This window comes from Parabacteroides caeci, from assembly GCF_023656795.1.
GTDB classification, from domain to species: Bacteria; Bacteroidota; Bacteroidia; order Bacteroidales; family Tannerellaceae; genus Parabacteroides; species Parabacteroides segnis.
On record NZ_JAMOKT010000014.1, the window covers coordinates 42,163 to 58,681 of the forward strand.

The 16,519-nt window shown below is 44.2% G+C and carries 15 protein-coding genes; 6 read left to right on the forward strand and 9 right to left on the reverse strand.

The window, feature by feature from the left end:
* Nucleotides 1-33: 33 nt before the first annotated feature.
* Nucleotides 34-690: a YMGG-like glycine zipper-containing protein gene (locus NBH15_RS09455; protein WP_250822548.1), complete on the forward strand. Its 657-nt coding sequence runs from the start codon at nt 34-36 to the stop codon at nt 688-690.
* Nucleotides 691-696: 6 nt separating this feature from the next.
* Here NBH15_RS09455 and NBH15_RS09460 read toward each other — a convergent pair whose 3' ends face one another.
* The gene (locus NBH15_RS09460; RefSeq protein ID WP_250822549.1) at nt 697-2,055 is read right to left on the reverse strand and encodes an MATE family efflux transporter; all 1,359 of its coding nucleotides are present in this window, start codon (nt 2,053-2,055) and stop codon (nt 697-699) included.
* Between the two features lie 44 nt (nt 2,056-2,099).
* Nucleotides 2,100-2,945: a hypothetical protein gene (locus tag NBH15_RS09465; RefSeq protein ID WP_250822550.1), complete on the reverse strand. Its 846-nt coding sequence runs from the start codon at nt 2,943-2,945 to the stop codon at nt 2,100-2,102.
* 88 nt (nt 2,946-3,033) lie between these two features.
* Between NBH15_RS09465 and NBH15_RS09470 the strand changes: the two genes are divergently transcribed.
* A complete protein-coding gene (locus NBH15_RS09470; RefSeq protein WP_250822551.1) occupies nt 3,034-4,326 on the forward strand; it encodes an L-cysteine desulfidase family protein in 1,293 nt (430 codons plus the stop codon).
* A 171-nt stretch (nt 4,327-4,497) separates the two neighbouring features.
* Entirely contained in the window at nt 4,498-5,688 is a 1,191-nt protein-coding gene (locus NBH15_RS09475; RefSeq protein WP_250822552.1) for a DUF4925 domain-containing protein, read from the forward strand.
* Nucleotides 5,689-5,834: 146 nt separating this feature from the next.
* Here NBH15_RS09475 and NBH15_RS09480 read toward each other — a convergent pair whose 3' ends face one another.
* A complete protein-coding gene (locus NBH15_RS09480) occupies nt 5,835-6,662 on the reverse strand; it encodes a DUF6261 family protein (protein ID WP_250822553.1) in 828 nt (275 codons plus the stop codon).
* A gap of 373 nt (nt 6,663-7,035) precedes the next feature.
* On the opposite strand from NBH15_RS09480, the gene NBH15_RS29220 reads away from it, so the two are divergent.
* Nucleotides 7,036-7,164, forward strand: a complete 129-nt coding sequence (locus NBH15_RS29220; protein ID WP_284706464.1) for a hypothetical protein — start codon at nt 7,036-7,038, stop codon at nt 7,162-7,164.
* Between the two features lie 2 nt (nt 7,165-7,166).
* Nucleotides 7,167-7,478, forward strand: a complete 312-nt coding sequence (locus NBH15_RS09485; RefSeq protein ID WP_250822554.1) for a nucleotidyltransferase domain-containing protein — start codon at nt 7,167-7,169, stop codon at nt 7,476-7,478.
* Between the two features lie 124 nt (nt 7,479-7,602).
* Here NBH15_RS09485 and NBH15_RS09490 read toward each other — a convergent pair whose 3' ends face one another.
* From NBH15_RS09490 to NBH15_RS09505, 4 genes are all read right to left on the reverse strand, one after another.
* Entirely contained in the window at nt 7,603-8,688 is a 1,086-nt protein-coding gene (locus NBH15_RS09490) for an LptF/LptG family permease (RefSeq protein ID WP_250822555.1), read from the reverse strand.
* A 71-nt stretch (nt 8,689-8,759) separates the two neighbouring features.
* Entirely contained in the window at nt 8,760-9,890 is a 1,131-nt protein-coding gene (gene tgt, locus NBH15_RS09495) for a tRNA guanosine(34) transglycosylase Tgt (protein ID WP_250822556.1), read from the reverse strand.
* Nucleotides 9,891-9,926: 36 nt separating this feature from the next.
* The gene (locus NBH15_RS09500) at nt 9,927-11,546 is read right to left on the reverse strand and encodes a 4Fe-4S binding protein (protein WP_250822557.1); all 1,620 of its coding nucleotides are present in this window, start codon (nt 11,544-11,546) and stop codon (nt 9,927-9,929) included.
* On the reverse strand, nt 11,546-12,478 hold the full coding sequence (locus NBH15_RS09505; protein ID WP_250822558.1) for a DUF362 domain-containing protein: 933 nt from the start codon (nt 12,476-12,478) through the stop codon (nt 11,546-11,548). The genes NBH15_RS09500 and NBH15_RS09505 overlap by 1 nt, the downstream gene beginning before the upstream one ends.
* A gap of 97 nt (nt 12,479-12,575) precedes the next feature.
* Between NBH15_RS09505 and NBH15_RS09510 the strand changes: the two genes are divergently transcribed.
* On the forward strand, nt 12,576-13,373 hold the full coding sequence (locus NBH15_RS09510) for a hypothetical protein (RefSeq protein WP_250822559.1): 798 nt from the start codon (nt 12,576-12,578) through the stop codon (nt 13,371-13,373).
* Between the two features lie 951 nt (nt 13,374-14,324).
* Here the strand turns inward: NBH15_RS09510 and NBH15_RS09515 are convergent.
* Both NBH15_RS09515 and NBH15_RS09520 read right to left on the reverse strand, forming a co-directional pair.
* The gene (locus tag NBH15_RS09515) at nt 14,325-15,215 is read right to left on the reverse strand and encodes a helix-turn-helix domain-containing protein (RefSeq protein ID WP_250822560.1); all 891 of its coding nucleotides are present in this window, start codon (nt 15,213-15,215) and stop codon (nt 14,325-14,327) included.
* Between the two features lie 122 nt (nt 15,216-15,337).
* Nucleotides 15,338-16,498, reverse strand: a complete 1,161-nt coding sequence (locus tag NBH15_RS09520) for a thioredoxin-like domain-containing protein (RefSeq protein ID WP_250822561.1) — start codon at nt 16,496-16,498, stop codon at nt 15,338-15,340.
* Nucleotides 16,499-16,519: the final 21 nt, after the last annotated feature.

The window sequence follows — 16,519 nt, forward strand, 5'->3', positions numbered from 1 at the left end:
CGATGTCATAAAGTCAAACTGAAGGATTTTTATATGAGAAATGTGATTCTATCCATAATGCTCTCTTTATTGCTTCTGCCGGGTTGTGGCTCCATGAGGAATATGAGTCGTGAAGACCGGGTCGGTTTTGGAGCACAGGTCGGCTCTTTTATCGGGTGGCTTTTTGGAGGATTGATAGGAGAGGCGATCAATGATGAGAATGGTGGTGAAATAGGTGCGTTTATAGGAACGGCTGTGGGTGGTGTTGCCGGTGCTTCGATTGCAGCCAGTACGGAAGAGGAAACGCATATTGTAAGGAGAAGTCCGAAATATACACCGTCGTCTCACGTCCTTCTTCCGGACTTGCAGATAGAGGATATTCTTCTGGATGAAGATAGCATCACCTATAATCAAAAAATCGATGCGGGAGAAACCTGTCGTATCTCTTTTGTAATCGTGAATAACAGTTTTCAGGATGCATTGAATGTACTTCCGGTAGTCAAACTGGAAGAAGGAGAAAACCTGGAACTATCCGAACCTGTCCGGATTGCCCGGGTTACCCATGATACTCCCATCACTTACGAAGTCACAATACACGCTTCTCCCGAATTACAAACAGACACAGTCGTTTTCAGTGTACGCCTGGAAGAGGGACGCGGCAATGGCACGGAGGCGGAAACATTTACGGTTGAAACGTTGGGTAAAGATTGAAATTTATCATACACCGGTCATCCTGTTCAGTATCTTCGGAAATTGTATAAAGAAAATGATCGTACAGCAGATAGCCGCCGTTGCATCGGAAATACCTTCTGCCGCATAGACGCCTATCATTCCCATAAAATGTGGTAAGATCAAGGCTAGCGGAACAAGCAGGATTACCTTGCGGAGTAACGCGATAAAGATGGATATCTTAGCCTGACCCAGGGCAACGAACATATTCTGGCAGGCACGCTGCAAGCCGAAAATAGTCATACCAGCCAGGAATACAGGCATAACCTGCTTCACAGTCTGTATTAGTTCTTCATCTGAAGTGAAAGCCGAAGCAATAACGGAAGGAAACAGAATCATCAGCAGCATCAGGACAAAATTAAACAGGAACATGAAAGTCACTACGATCCTGAAACATTCTTTTACCCTTTCTTTGTTCCCATGCCCGTAATTATAGCTGACAATAGGCACGAACCCCAGGGCGAAACCGGTCAGCGGAACACTGACAAAAAGCATCGAACTTTGCATAACGGTCAACGCGCTCACGTAAATATCGCCGAATGTCTTTAGCATACCGTTCAGCACAAAACCTACCAGGCTTTCCGTACTGGCCATGATAAAAGGTGATATGCCTAAAGCCAGAGTTGCCCCGATCACTTTCCTGTCCGGTTTCATATACTGCTTTTCGAGCCGAAGGGAGGCGCGGGAAGAAGTCAGAAAAGACAACACCCAGATGGCGCTGCCGGCCTGTGAAATAATCGTGGCTAATGCCGCTCCTTTTACTCCCATGTTGAAACCAAAAATGAAAAGCGGGTCGAGCATGATATTGAGGAAGGCGCCGATCATTACCGACCACATGGCAATACCCGGACGTCCTTGCGTATTGATGAAGGTATTCAAGCCTACCGATATTTCGACAAATAACGTACCGATCAGATAGATAGAAAGATAATCAGTGGCATATCCGAGTGTTTGTTCCGAGGCACCGGTGAACAGCAGGATCGGCTTCATGAAAATATAGGCGAGGGTAGAAGTCAGCACGGTAAAGATCAGCAATAGTATAAAGCCGTTCCCAAGTATCTTTCCGGCCTGCTGCCGGTTTCCCTGTCCGAGGGCAATTGCTGCAAGCGGAGCACCTCCGCCTGCAACAATGGATGAAAATGCGGAAATCAGAATAATAATCGAATCGGCTACCCCGATGCCGGCAAGTGCCGGTGTGCCTATTCCCGGAATATGCCCGATATAAATACGGTCTACAATATTGTAGAGCAGGTTTACCATTTGGGCAACTATCGCAGGCAGTGCCATCCGGAAGATAAGAGGTAGCATACGGTCTGTTCCCAGCCGTTCTTCGTATATCTGATTCATTCTTTGTGTTATGATTAGAAAACGAAGCCAAAATTACTTATAATTCAATACGTGGCAAAATCTGATATCTTTTTCCTCAGTTTCGTGTTCGAATTATAGTGGTAATAAGTTGGGGCAGAGGACGGGAAATAATAAAGATCCTGCGTTTTGTTGTCGACCTCCACTTTGTATACCGGCAAGGGTAATGTTTTCGATTCGGACTCCGGTCGGTAATATTCATCATACTCTTTCAGCTTCGATATGCGTAACAACGGTATTTTCGGCCCGTATAATTTTTGCAGCGAATGCACGATGTCGGGGCGTGTGACAATAAAACGTAGCGGAACGTTATTTGCGGCATAAATATATTCAGACTGCACGGCATTATTCCCCTTTTGACGTATAATCTCTACCAGTGGCTTATTCAGATAGGAACGCAGCTTTAGCATACAGATTTTCTCCCCGTCACTAGCGGATGTCCCGTAAGCATCCGGTTGCAAAAGCAGGTAAGGTTCCATACTGAAATTATCCAGTAGGAGAGGCGGATGCAGCCGATCCTGTTCTGCTGCCGTATGGGTATCGCCCAGCCATTTCGGGATAGGCGACATGGAGAGCAATCCGGTTATGATAAACGAACTCATACATAGGCCGACTGCCGTATCCGTCGCCTGCTTCCATTTGCCGTTTCCCCACCGGACCGGGAGCGGTTGCGGCTTGTCGGTATCCCGGCCTGTCCATTTCTGCCGGAGCTTGCCGGTGACCACGTACAAGACTCGTCCGGTGAACAGACAAAGCAGGCAGGTGAAGCAAAGAACCAATGGAATCCATAATTCCGGATATTCTATGCTGAAGAAGCCTTTAGTAGCCTTTATCACCCTGTGAGTTAGGCGGTGCGAAGATATTATTTTCATTTTTAATTTAGCAAAACATATAACATATATTAGAAATCATTACCTTTGCCGGAAACATGAATAATCTTACGTATAAAACATCGCTGTCATGGATAATATAATAAAATCACAAATCATATCACTGATCCATCAGGAGGTAATCCCCGCTATTGGCTGTACGGAACCGGTTGCTGTGGCTTTGGCTGCCGCGAAAGCTGCCGAGGTATTGGGCGAACGTCCGGAAAAGATAGACGTATTACTTAGTGCCAATATCCTGAAGAATGCAATGGGAGTGGGGATACCCGGAACAGGAATGGTGGGATTGCCTATCGCGATCGCTCTCGGAACACTGATCGGTAAATCTTCGTACGAACTGGAAGTGTTGCGTGACATCACGCCGGAAGCATTACAGGCCGGAAAAGCCATGATAGACGAAAAGATCATCCATATTGCTCTGAAGGAAAATGTCGACAAGTTATATATCGAAGTGATCTGCACGGCAGGCGACCAGACTTCCCGGGTTATTATCTGCCATGAACATACACATATTATATATGTAGAGAAAAACGGGGAAGTATTGACCGATCTGCGTCAGTCGGATGCAACGGATGATAAGCCATGCGGCGGAGATGAATTGAAACTCTCTTTCTCTATCGTATATGAGTTTGCGATGGAAATGCCGCTGGATGATATCCGTTTTATCCTTGAAACGGCAGATCTGAATAAGAAAGCCGCCCAGGCTTCCATACAGGGACACTATGGGCATACCGTCAGCAAAACTGTTTCCGGCGAATACGGCAAGAAATATATGGGCGATTCTGCTTATACCCACATGTTGGTGATGACAGCTGCCGCCTGCGATGCTCGTATGGACGGGGCGATGATCCCGGTTATGAGTAACTCCGGCAGCGGCAACCAGGGAATTGCGGCGACGTTGCCGGTCCTTTCGTTTGCGGAAGATATTAAATGTACGGAAGAGCAGTTGATACGTGCCCTGATGCTCAGTCATCTGATGGTTATTTACATCAAGCAGAGCCTGGGACGTCTCTCTGCATTATGTGGCTGCGTTGTGGCTGCCACGGGTTCCAGTTGCGGCATCACTTATCTGATGGGAGGAAGCAAGATGCAAATATCGTATGCAATCAAGAATATGATCGGAAATATTACCGGGATGATCTGCGACGGGGCAAAACCGAGTTGCGCATTGAAGGTGTCGAGCGGTGTCTCTACTGCCATGATCTCTGCCTTGATGGCCATGGAGAATAAGGTGGTGACTCCGGTAGAAGGTATTATCGACGAAGATGTGGACAAGTCGATCTCGAACCTGACGGCAATAGGTTCCCGCGGAATGGAAGAAACAGATAAATTGGTATTAGATATTATGACTGGCAAGTCTTGTTAAGATAAAATAAACCTAGATCATAGTCAAGAGTAATTTTTTTTCATGTTGTTTACGTTTTTCATTTTTTCAACCACCTGGAGTGTATTTAGTTACACTCGGGTGGTTTTTTATTTGGAAATAAAAACGTATATTTGTCGCGTTTTTGAAAATATTAATATTAAAAAGAAATTTATGAAGAAAAATTTATTGTATTTATTTACCGTGCTTTGTACGTTAAGCTTTTTCACCGCTTGTAGCGATGATGATGATGTAAAAGTGTTGGAAGGCGTAAATGCTTCTTTCAACGGTGAAACTTTGGATTTGAAATATAGTGGCAGTCCGCTTTTGGGCAAGGAAGTCGCTTTCGACACGAAAGACGGACAGACGGCTACTATCACCATGCAGGGTACTTTGGATTTGAGTGCGATCAGTGGTTTGTTCGGTGGCGGTTCGAAAGCAAATTTACCTGCAATATCTTACGCGCCGGGCGTGATTCCGGGAGAAGTGACTACTACGTTAAGTAACGTGGTTTTGACACAGGTAGGCGAAACCTACACGTTCGAAGGAACAGACGAAGCCAATGGGCGCACGGTTAAATATACCGGTGAAGTGAAGAAAGACAAAATGACCCTCGCGCTGGATGTGACGATGCCGACAAACGATTTGGTTGGCAGTTGGAATGTGGCTCCGATTATTGAAAGTGATGATTGGGGGGGAGCTTACAAATCGCAACCTATCAATGTTACGTGGGAAGCTGAACCCGAGTTAGAAGTGTTTCCAGGTTGGTCTATGCCAATGAATACGATTGTTAACCTCGCGTTGGTAATGCCTGTCAAAGGTGAACTGAATGCCCACAAATTATTGCAGAGAGTTTTTGAAAGTGTGGATTTCCGTGCAGACGGTAATGTGGTGGCTTCTTATTCAGATGGAGATAACATAGCAGCTCCGCAGTGGCAAACTTCTCCGCTTAACATTGCACACTATTGCGTGAAAGATGGAAAAATATTCTTGTACCTCAATCCGGACATGATTATTAAAAATATCACATCCAAGGCTACTAAAGCCGGTATGGAAAATCTGCCCATTGCAGAAATGCTGACAGAACTCTTGCCGATGCTTTCTGAAGGGATTCCAGTGGCTTATACTTTGAATGAAGGAAAATTGTACACTTATGCTGACACGGAATTGATGTTGAAACTATTGAATCTTTTAACTCCTATGTTGGAAAACGAGGAATTTATCAAAGAGATCGTTGATGCAGTTAAATCTACTCCGGATATGGAAAGTTTCGCTCCGATGTTGGAAAGTATGTTGAAGCAATTGCCAGGTATTGTTGCTGGTACTACAAAACTTGAGGCTGGCATTAACTTTATAAAGGAATAAATCATTCATACCATTACTATATATACAAAGTTTTTAAACAATAGGTATTTAGTCTTTATACTAAAAAACTTAGAAGGCTGCCATCCGGGAAGGAGCGCAGCCTTTATTTTTTTATGGATCATCTAGGGGGAGAAGAATGACCGGTGTCATTCAATCTCCGGACGATCGTTTCCGCCGCCAGAGGGTTTGTCGTCGTCGCCATCGATGATGGGGCGGTCGTCTGGTTCAACTTTCGTTTTCTTGCCTGCGCCGCGGCGAGAAAGCGTTTCGGAAAATTGCAGGATTTCGGCATTCACGGCATCGATTACGCCACCCAGTTCCGTCTCTTTCGTCTGGTCTTTGTCGATCAGCGCGTTCACTGTATAGAGGGCGTTGATGGCATTTGCTATTTCAAGGAAAGCTGCATCTACTTGAGGACGGATTTCAGACAATTTTTCGCTCACGGTTTTAACCCTTTTCTCGTCGGCACGGCGCGAATAAATCGCGTCAAATTCTTCGTTGGCTGTTTTTAGAGCTGTCAGTGCTTCGGTCAGTCCCAGGGCCTGCACGGATGAACTATATTCGTCCGATTGCAGTTTCTTCACGCAGTCGCTTACCATTGCCGTATTTTCGGCATCCGGTTTTGAAGCCGCCGCACTATATGGTTTTATGGCAAAAGCCAGTTTGGCGGCTGCCTTAGCTTCCGCTTCCACCAGGCTTAACTCCTTGCTCTGGATGGTCAGTCTAATCAGGCGGAACAGTCGGTCGCGCACGGCATCCTGGTCTGCCAGTTCTTTCGTGTCTGCAAATCCGCGGGTTTGCAGGTAGATCGAATCTTCTTTTTCAAACAGCGAAACATATTTGTCACGCAGTGCGGTGATTTTATACTTTGTTGCAAAATCGGCAGGAACGGCTTTCAGTAACGCTTCCTGCAGGCGGTAGTGCTCGGCGTTGCGGGCACGGGTGAGATACAGAATTTCAGGAATAGATTTCATAATACGAATATTATTTAGTTGAACAATGATTTGAAAAAATTATATTAACATTTTTACACGTGAACGAAAGCATCAAAAACACGCCACAGAAGCTTCATTCGTGTACAAATGTTCTAAAAACGCCTCAGAAGTTTTTTGCACGTGTGCAAAACAGCAAAAAACAGCTTTTAGCCGTTTTGTCCGTGTGCAAAAACTAAAAAAGAACTTTTTTGTTGTTTTGTTCGTGCGCAAAGGCTCCGTGGGGCGTTTGCCATCTTTCGTACACGTACAATGCGCTAAAAGTAATCAAATAAATCAGTAATACATGAAGAAAAGATAAAAAAACAACCTAATTTGCTTACCTTTGGCAGTCTGTTGAAAAATAAATGTTTTTATGGTAGAAAATAAGGATATCAGGTGGATACAACGGTATAATAGTTTCCATAAGGCGGTGGGGCGCGTTTTGGAGGTGACGGATAAAAAGTTGGCACAGGAAGTCTTGAATGCGCAATTGGACGATTGATTATGTTTGGATTGAGTGAAACTGTCGTAAACGACATTTGCAATGTATTCAAGGATTATCCGAATATCACTGAAGTACTGATATTCGGGTCGCGTGCCAAAGGTAATTACCGGACAGGATCGGATATTGATTTAGCGGCAAAAGGGAAAGGAATTTCTTTCGGCCAACTTACTGATATACATTTGCGGATTGAAGATTTGGACCTTCTGTACGAGGTGGATGTTTTATCGTATGAAGAAAAAAAAGGAACTCCCATTGGCGACCATATAGATCGGGTCGGCAAAGTGTTTTATAAAAGGGCAGGGGTAAAATAAAAATGGTCGACTCTCACGAGCCAACCACTTCTAAAACCTTAAATGATTCTATAGGTCAATTTTGGGTCATTTATTAAGTTGTGCGCAAATATATGCTTTATTTTTGAAATTAGCAAATAAGAAATCACCTCGGCGCCTTCTGATACAGATAAATGGCGATAAACGTATAAAGGATATTCGGAATCCAGGCTGCCACCATCGGACTCACATATCCGTTGATTGCAAAAGTCGATGTCACCGTCATAAACAGGATATAGGAGAAACTAAGTCCGATTCCGATACCGATATTCAATCCCATTCCCCCCTTGATTTTGCGCGAAGAAAGAGACGCCCCGATGGAGGTCAGGATAAATGCCGCCATGATGGAGGCGAAGCGCTTATGATATTCTATCTGGAATGTCTGGATATTACCGATACCACGCGTTTTCTGACGTTCGATATAGGTTGCCAGCTCCGGTGAAGTCATCGTTTCGCAGTCGGTGACGGATATCAGGAAGTCGGAAGGAATAATCGTCAGCGTAGTGTCCTTGCGGGAACCTTCGGTGATATGTTCGCGCATTCCGTCGAAATCACGTATCATATAATCGATGACAGTCCATTTGTACAGAGAGTCGTATTTGATGGAGTTGGCAGTCAGTTTGGATACCAGCTTCTTGTTTTCGAAATGCTCCAGAGAGAAACGGTAACCCATATTCGGACGCGCATCGTAGCGGTCAAAATAGGCAATCACGCCCGGTTCCACTTCAATCTGGATATTGCGGGCATATTCTACCTTTTTATTTCGGATATACTTATTCTGGAAATCAATACGTGTAATATTTGCCGGAGGAATAATGAACGCGCTCAATATAAAACTGGCTATCGCAATAATCCCCGCCGAAATAGCATACGGCAACATAAGCCGACGGAAACTCATGCCGCTGGCAAGCATCGCAATAATCTCCGAATTGTCTGCCAGCTTGGAGGTGAAGAAGATAACCGCAATAAACGTGAACAGCGGACTGAACAGGTTGGCAAAGTACGGGATAAAGTTCATGTAATAATCCAGGATAATGGCCTGCAAGGGCACGTCCGGCTTCAGAAACTTGTCAATCTTCTCGTTTATATCGAAAACTACCGAGATAGAGATAATCAGTATAATCGCGAAAACATACGTCCCGAGAAATTGCTTGATGATATACCAGTCTATCCGTCTTAATTTGAATTTCATATAGATCGTTAATTAATTACGGCTGTTGTAAAAGACTGCGTGCCATCTACAGTCTTTTGTCAACAATCCCATTATAACCGATTATTTAGTTGTTGCACCATGCCGTTTTTCCAGGTAGAGAAATCGCCGGCAATGATGTGCCTGCGTGCTTCCTTCACCAGCCATAGGTAAAAGGCGAGGTTATGGATGGAGGCGATTTGTAAGCCCAACAGTTCGTTTACTTTGACCAGATGATGCAGGTAGGCTTTGCTGTAAAGCGTATCCACATAAGAGTTTCCGTCGGAGTCGATGGGAGAGAAGTCGTCTTCCCATTTCTTGTTACGGATATTGATGGTGCCGAAACGGGTGAAAAGCTGTCCGTTGCGTCCGTTACGGGTCGGCATGATGCAGTCGAACATATCCACGCCGCGTTCGATAGCTTCCAGCAGGTTTATCGGCGTACCGACCCCCATCAGGTAACGGGGCTTGTCTTTCGGCAATATTTCATTTACAACCTCGATCATTTCATACATCTTCTCGGTCGGTTCGCCGACAGCCAGTCCGCCGATGGCATTCCCGTCAGCTCCCTTCCTGGCAACGTTTTCAGCGGCGTGACGGCGCAGGTCCGGATATACGCAACCCTGTACAATCGGGAAGAGACATTGCTGATATCCGTATTTCGGTTCCGTGGCGTTGAAACGGTCGAAACAACGGTCCAGCCAGCGTTCGGTCAGTCCCAGTGATTTCTTGGCATAGTCGTAATCGGCATCACCCGGACAGCATTCGTCGAAAGCCATAATGATATCGGCTCCGATGATACGTTGGATATCCATAACTTTCTCCGGTGTGAAGAGATGCTTCGAACCGTCGATATGCGAGCGGAATTCGGCACCTTCCTCATGCAGTTTACGGTTGTCGGAAAGCGAGAACACCTGGAAGCCGCCGCTGTCGGTCAGGATAGGACGGTCCCATGTATTGAACTTGTGAAGTCCGCCTGCCTTTTCCAGTATTTCAAGACCCGGCCGAAGATAAAGATGATAGGTGTTACCCAAGATAATCTGGGCGTCGATATCTTCTTTCAACTCGGTCATGTGGACTCCTTTCACTGTGCCTTGTGTTCCGACAGGCATAAAAATGGGCGTCTCGATTACCCCGTGGTCGGTTGTAATCAAGCCCGCCCTTGCATTTGTTTTAGTATCGTTGTGTTGTAATTCGAATTTCATTCTGCAAAATTTGCTTGCAAAGGTAGCATTTTTCCGTTAGAATCCGAAGTCATCGACTTCTACGTTTTTAACTTCTTCCTCTTCCGGTAAAACAATGGTCTGATGCACCGTATTTGCTTTTACAATAATGGCACGCATCGGACGTACCGGACAGATGGATTCGCAGCCGCCGCAACCGACACACAGGTCCGGATTTACTTCGGGAATAGTCAGCGTCCCTTCATAAGGAACCATATGTACCGCTTGTGTCGGACAGTGTTCGGAACAAGCACCGCAATCGGTCCCTTTCGTCTTCACGATACAACGGTTGATAAAGAAGGTGGCAATGCCGACTTGCAACGATTTCTTTTCTTCTACGGAAATCGGTTTGAGAGCTTCGGCCGGACAGACTTCCGAGCAAATGGTACATTCATAGTTACAATAACTGCTGATATAAGCCATGCGTGGTTTCAATAGATAGTCGAAACCATATTCAAGCCCTGCCGGACGTAATACCTGACTGGGACATTTCACGACACAGATATGGCATCCCGTACATTTGTCTTTAAACCGTTCCAGGTTCAGGGAACCGGGAGGGGTGATGGGCGGCCATTTCTTCCGGCCTTTTTTCTTTCCGTGACCGTTACCTTGACCATGTCCTTTGGCTTGTCCGACGCCGTCTGCTATAGCCGAAACAACAGGCAATGTTGCAGCAATCGTTACTCCGGTTGCCAGAAAAGTACGGCGGCTGTTAGAAGCACTTACCCGTTCCCGTGCTTGACACGGGATCGCATTGGAACCGTCCGTATCGGCATTCTCTTTACGGAAAGCCGGTTTGAAACGGTATTGCAATCCGCCTTTGGAACAGGAAGAAACGCAATTGAAGCAATCCACGCAACGCGAAGAGTCGACCGTCATCTCTTTTGCATTAATAGCTTCCGCCTTGCAGGTTCGTTCGCAGTTGCCGCAATGGTTGCAGGCTTCCTTGTCAAACGAGATACGCATTTGTGAATAACGTGATACCAGGCTGAGTAAAGCACCAACCGGACATAATGTATTGCAAAACAAACGCCCCCGGAAAATAACCATTACAATAAATACGACCAGTGCAACAATGGCAGATATTAATCCGGCAATACTAACCGTACTGATTGTAACATGGAATAAAGAATAGTTATCCATCTTCATCAGCCAGTCGGCTAATACATTATTTCCCCACATCACAGCAGGACGAAACAGATTTGCCGCTATACGACCGAAATTGCTATAAGGGTCGAGCAATAAGCATAACCCGGAAAATCCCAATGCGGTAGTCACCACTGTTAGGGCCAGTATTGAATACCGTAGCCAGTTCATTGGCTTATGATAACTGAAACGGCGAACACCTTTTTTCTTCTTTTTACCAATACAAAACAAACGGTTGATGATATCTTGCAGAATCCCGGCCGGACAAATGGCTGAACAGTATATACGTCCAAAAAGGTATGTCATAATAAGCAATACTGCAACAATACCAAACATACCGCCTAATACTGCGGGTAATAATTGGATATGCAGAAACTTATGTACATCCACCGGCATCTTGTTGGTGAAATCAAGAAAAAACAAGAGTATGGGTACAAAAAACAGGAGTGCGAGAAGTACTCTCACTCCTTTCTGATAATTTAATCGCTTCATTAAATCTTAATACGTTTGATATTGACTTTCTTTAAATCCGTTGTTCCCAGTTTCAATTCTTCGCCTTTGCTGATATGGCTTACGGCCTCTATATCCAGTTTCTTTACCTGGTTGAATAAAGCCAGGGCAGCTGTGTCGATGGCAATGATATTCGGGGAAACAATCATGGATTTCAATGTAGCTACGTCGGCAGCGCTTTTACCCTGCGGTCCGTTCTGATGCATCATACGGTAAGCATCCACAATGTTCAATACCGGTTTCTTCTGCCAGGTACAGATGTCGGCGATACATTGTTGCAGGTCGTTCTGATGGAAGAAACGGCGGTCCCACACGATACCCATATAGTTCTTCATGGCACACGACAGTTTCGCTCCGCCATGGTTCTTCAGGATAGGTACGTTAATCCACGCATCCGCTTCAATCAACGCTTCATGTATCTTTGCGGACTTTACTTTTACTCCGTTGGGGATGGATACTTCTTTGAAATACTTCTCATCGTTGGCAGGCATGATGATACCCCCGGCTTCTTTGACAGCGGCGGCGATGCCACTGCTTTCGTAACATTTCTGCCAGTTGTCGCAGGTATGGTCGAAAACAGTCACTTTTTCAGCCCCGGCTTCCAGGCACTTCTTAACCAATGCCTTGATTAGTCCCGGATTAGTGTTTCCAGCCAGTTCCGGTGTACGGTCCCAGCCGATGTTCGGTTTGATAACGACTTTTTGCCCTTTCTTGATGTATTTACCGATTCCCCCCAGGGTCTCCAATGCTTTGTCAAGCATGACTTCGGGCTCGCCACCCATTACAGCGACCATTTCGGGAGCCTGTTCCACTGCCATCGTATTGCTGGATAACGCAGCTTGCAACCCGGTAAAGTCTATTGAGAGAGCGGCACCAGCTACTACACTGGTCTTTAAGAAATCACGACGTTTCATCTTCTTGTAATTGGTTATTAGAATTGTTTATAGTTGAAACAAAGGTAGTAATTCTCTGAATTATAGTGTATCTTTGCCCACAAAAAATATTAAATTAATGGAATTATCAGGCTATATATCATTGCAATCGTTCGTTGAAGGATGCACCGGACCGGTCGGCGAACCGGCACTTATTTTACAGGCTGAGAATTTATTATATACGGTTCCTGAAGAAGAATATCAATATGGATTATCGCTGCTCCGGAAGGCTATCGGAGAATATGAGGTACAAAAAGGTATCCCTTTGGAAAGCAGTAAACAGGCTATTCCTTTTTTTCGTGAAAGGCGCCGGATGCTGATCGGGCCGGAGATGGAACTTTATAAGTTTTCCTTCTATGAGAATGAAACCGTCCTGCCTGAGAAGGTGTGGTCAGCCGGACAGCCTTATCTGCGGTTATCCTTTGACTATGAGCAATTAGCCGAACATTGTCTTTTTGAAAACATATTCCTGGTACGTTGTAAATACGACGAAAAACAGATACTCGATAATTTCATTACTCAGATGGACCGCGAGTACGATAAATTCTTTTTCGATGAAGAACACAGCGGCTTTACTGCCGATTCGCGTTTCTTTTCTCTTTTATGCAATGCCTGCCTGGAAGTAGAGGAACCATTATCTGCTCCGGAAAAAGAATGGCGGCTGGCAGTCCTCCGCAGTCCGTCCGAAGCCGGTTACCGGTATGATAACGGACAATTGCTGCCTTCCGTTCCCATTTCTTTGCCGTTAAGTGTGATTCGCCGGGTTGCTTTGCTTAACAGTGAGAAAGAAGGATTGAATTTTAGTGCTCTTGCCGGATTCATGCAGCGCATCGGATTACCGCCCGAACGTTATCTGGAAGGTTTGTTGGAACAATAAACGATAAACTATTGACGGAATTGATTTAGTTCAAAGGTTCTTATCTACAATATCTACAACTCCTGTTGTAATTTATTGTTTATTAGCGGATTATAATATGAATGTAGATATAAATGTATCTACAATAGTAGGGATATATCTACCATTATTGTTACTTTTCAAATACAACATGTAACCATCTTACACTTGTGGGGTATTACATTTATCTCTATGTCCATAATTGCTGTCAGGTATAGTTTATTTGTTTTTCTGCTGTCTAAACTTTTGTTTTGTGCTGAGAAAACAAAAGTTTCCACCGCACAAAACTTTTATTTCCTCCACAAGAAACTTTTATTCATCCCTCCTCCTTTCTCCATCGAAAAGCAAGATAGTGCATAAAGTGGTAGATAAAGGATGGTAGTTGTAGATGTAAAATCATCTACAACTATTATATAAGATGTTTATTTATAAAGTATTAAGATGTGATTGTAGATGTTGTAGATACTATTAACTATTTAAATTTTCCTCTAAGAAACTGTTTTTATTTTATGATATGAGTCACTATTTATCAGAAGTGAACTATCCTGTCCCCGTGCTTGACACGGGGCCGCAAGAGAACTGACTTCATCATCCTTGTCTATGTCCTGAAAGGACTAACTGTGAATAGCCGCCGGTGAAGCCGGGGGGGTGGAATGGCATCCAGCCAGTGAGCCCTGAAAGGGTTCAATCACAACGTATTATTCGCCCCCCTTCAGGGACGCACCATTCGGCATATATCGGGATCCCCCGGCTTCACCGGCGGCTATTCACAGTTAGTCCCTTCGGGACAAAAGAAAACCGGTGCCTCTGCGATCCCGTGTCAAGCACGGGAACGGGATAGCTCAATTATTTCTAAGATTGAATTTCTCTGAATCCGGATAACAAGTTAAATCATACTGATAATTGGCGTGTCAGGGAGGTATATATAATGTATCAGTTGGGATGCCTGTATTCGTTGGGTGAACATCCGGCTATTTGGGTAAACAACCGGGTAAAATACTGGACTGAAGAATAGCCCAGTTCGTCAGCAATCTGGTTGACGGTTTTGTCGGTTGTCTGAAGCCGTTGCCGGGCGATTTCGATACGTTTGAACTGTATGTGTTCCTTTATGTTTTTCCCCGTTTCATATTTCAGCAAATCCGTGAAATAGGAGGGTGACAACTGAAGTAAATCCGCACAATATTCAGCCGAAGGCAAACCATTGCGTTTCACCCGGTCTGCTTCGAAATATTCATTCAGTATCTTCTCAAATTTGGTGAGAAGTTTCTTGTTGGCTTCGCAACGGGTGATAAACTGGCGTTCGTTGAAACGTGTACAATAATTCAGCAGCAACTCGATATATTTTGTTATCAGCGTTTTGCTGTGGCAATCTATGGCATGCTGTAACTCTTCACGGATATTATCGAAACATTCCGATACTTTCTGTTTCTCACGTGCCGAGATATGGAGGGCTTCATTTTTGTGATAAGAAAAGAACGAGTAATCCTGTATATTCTGCCCCAACGAAGTGCAACCGATAAGGTCCGGATGAAATGCCAGCATCCTGCCTTTCTGCGGTAATAAGCAGTTATCCATTGCAATGGTCTCTCCCGGTGTGAGGAACAGGAGCGTACCGTCAGAATAGTCATAATATTGACGTCCGTACAGGAAATCCCCGCACCGGCATTCCCTTAACAGGACGGCATAAAAGCCTAACTTGATGTTTTGCTGCGTCAGGTTACTGTCGGATAAGTCGATGACGCTGACCAGAGGATGCAATGTCTTGCTGCCCATGTAGCAGTTACATTGGTGAACCGTTCCTATTTTTATCGTTTTACTTTCCAAAGTCGTAAGTATTTGAACAGTAACAAAGATACAAAGAGATTTATATCTAAAAACAGGGACATGTAATTAGGGTAACAATATCCGTAATATTGGTACAACTTTCATTCTGACGTAAGTTTTGCTTAGTTTCCTGTTAATGCATATAGCTTGTTTATCTCATTTTCTTCCCATAAATTGAATGGTTCGAAATTGCCGTCGGGATATACTAATAGGGTATGCGGAATGTGAGGTACATAATATTTGCCACGTACTCCGGCTATATCCTGGTAAGCTAGCAGGCTTCTCCAGGGTAATTCCTCTTTTTTCACAAATTCCTGCCATTGTTTGATTGTTTTCTTTTCATCTATAGATATGGTTACGAAATCTACTTTGTCTTTCAATTTCTGATAAATTTCTTTCTGGACAGGAAGTTGCTTATGGCAAGGCTGACACCAAGAAGCAGAAAAGATGATGACCGTACATCGTGTAGAGTCTTTTATGATTGGAGTGCTTTCTTCCGTTAAAGCATCGGGCAGACTGATGTTTTCGAATTTTGCGGTCAGATATTTCTCAACGGCTTCTCCCCAGATTGTACCTTTATATTTATCTGAGAAATTAGTATAAATGGTCTGAACATCTTTCTTGTCCTTATATTGACTCAGATGGTTGGCAAATTGGGAGATCAGGTATTTTGAAGCTGGATATTGTTTGGCCAATAGGGTGTATCTGTTTACATATTCTTCATAAGTTGTATCGTTCTGACTCATGAAAAGGCTGTAAAAAGGGTCAATCAATCTGATATATGTCTCGGAATCTTTATCTGGTTCCACCGTAAATATCGTCTGGTTGATTTTTCCTATAACTGTGCTGTCTGTTCCTTCCGGAGTTTTGGCATTTAAGAAAATATTCTCTATTGTCTTGCAATCCTTATATGCCAGGGTGAAAAGGGATGATTCTTCATCGAGTGTCAGTTGATGCGTATAAAGGTCTTTTCCATTTATGGTTGCTATAAATGATGCTTTGAAGGTGGTATTTGTATTCCAGTCAAAAGGCTTGGGGAGTATCTCAAAAGACGCTGTCGTTTTATACAGGCTGTCCGGTATCTGAAATGTCCATGTAATGCTATCCGCCTTTTCCCCTTTTATAAAGAAAGGCCGAATCTCCGTGTTTCGGATGAACAAAGAATCATACTCTATACCTTTTGTTTGTATAGTCAATGACCTGTACTTGTTATCGATGGTTCTATTGCATGATGCGGCGAACATTGTTACAAACAAAATCCCTAATAAATACTTTGTCTTCATGGTTTTACGTTTTATGATTGA

Excerpts from the sequence above, each read along its gene's own strand:
- NBH15_RS09455 (WP_250822548.1), top strand. The coding sequence starts at position 34 with ATGAGAAATGTGATTCTATCCATAATGCTCTCTTTATTGCTTCTGCCG.
- NBH15_RS09460 (WP_250822549.1), bottom strand. The coding sequence starts at position 2,055 with ATGAATCAGATATACGAAGAACGGCTGGGAACAGACCGTATGCTACCT.
- NBH15_RS09465 (WP_250822550.1), bottom strand. The coding sequence starts at position 2,945 with ATGAAAATAATATCTTCGCACCGCCTAACTCACAGGGTGATAAAGGCT.
- NBH15_RS09470 (WP_250822551.1), top strand. The coding sequence starts at position 3,034 with ATGGATAATATAATAAAATCACAAATCATATCACTGATCCATCAGGAG.
- NBH15_RS09475 (WP_250822552.1), top strand. The coding sequence starts at position 4,498 with ATGAAGAAAAATTTATTGTATTTATTTACCGTGCTTTGTACGTTAAGC.
- NBH15_RS09480 (WP_250822553.1), bottom strand. The coding sequence starts at position 6,662 with ATGAAATCTATTCCTGAAATTCTGTATCTCACCCGTGCCCGCAACGCC.
- NBH15_RS29220 (WP_284706464.1), top strand. The coding sequence starts at position 7,036 with ATGGTAGAAAATAAGGATATCAGGTGGATACAACGGTATAATAGTTTC.
- NBH15_RS09485 (WP_250822554.1), top strand. The coding sequence starts at position 7,167 with ATGTTTGGATTGAGTGAAACTGTCGTAAACGACATTTGCAATGTATTC.
- NBH15_RS09490 (WP_250822555.1), bottom strand. The coding sequence starts at position 8,688 with ATGAAATTCAAATTAAGACGGATAGACTGGTATATCATCAAGCAATTT.
- tgt (WP_250822556.1), bottom strand. The coding sequence starts at position 9,890 with ATGAAATTCGAATTACAACACAACGATACTAAAACAAATGCAAGGGCG.
- NBH15_RS09500 (WP_250822557.1), bottom strand. The coding sequence starts at position 11,546 with ATGAAGCGATTAAATTATCAGAAAGGAGTGAGAGTACTTCTCGCACTC.
- NBH15_RS09505 (WP_250822558.1), bottom strand. The coding sequence starts at position 12,478 with ATGAAACGTCGTGATTTCTTAAAGACCAGTGTAGTAGCTGGTGCCGCT.
- NBH15_RS09510 (WP_250822559.1), top strand. The coding sequence starts at position 12,576 with ATGGAATTATCAGGCTATATATCATTGCAATCGTTCGTTGAAGGATGC.
- NBH15_RS09520 (WP_250822561.1), bottom strand. The coding sequence starts at position 16,498 with ATGAAGACAAAGTATTTATTAGGGATTTTGTTTGTAACAATGTTCGCC.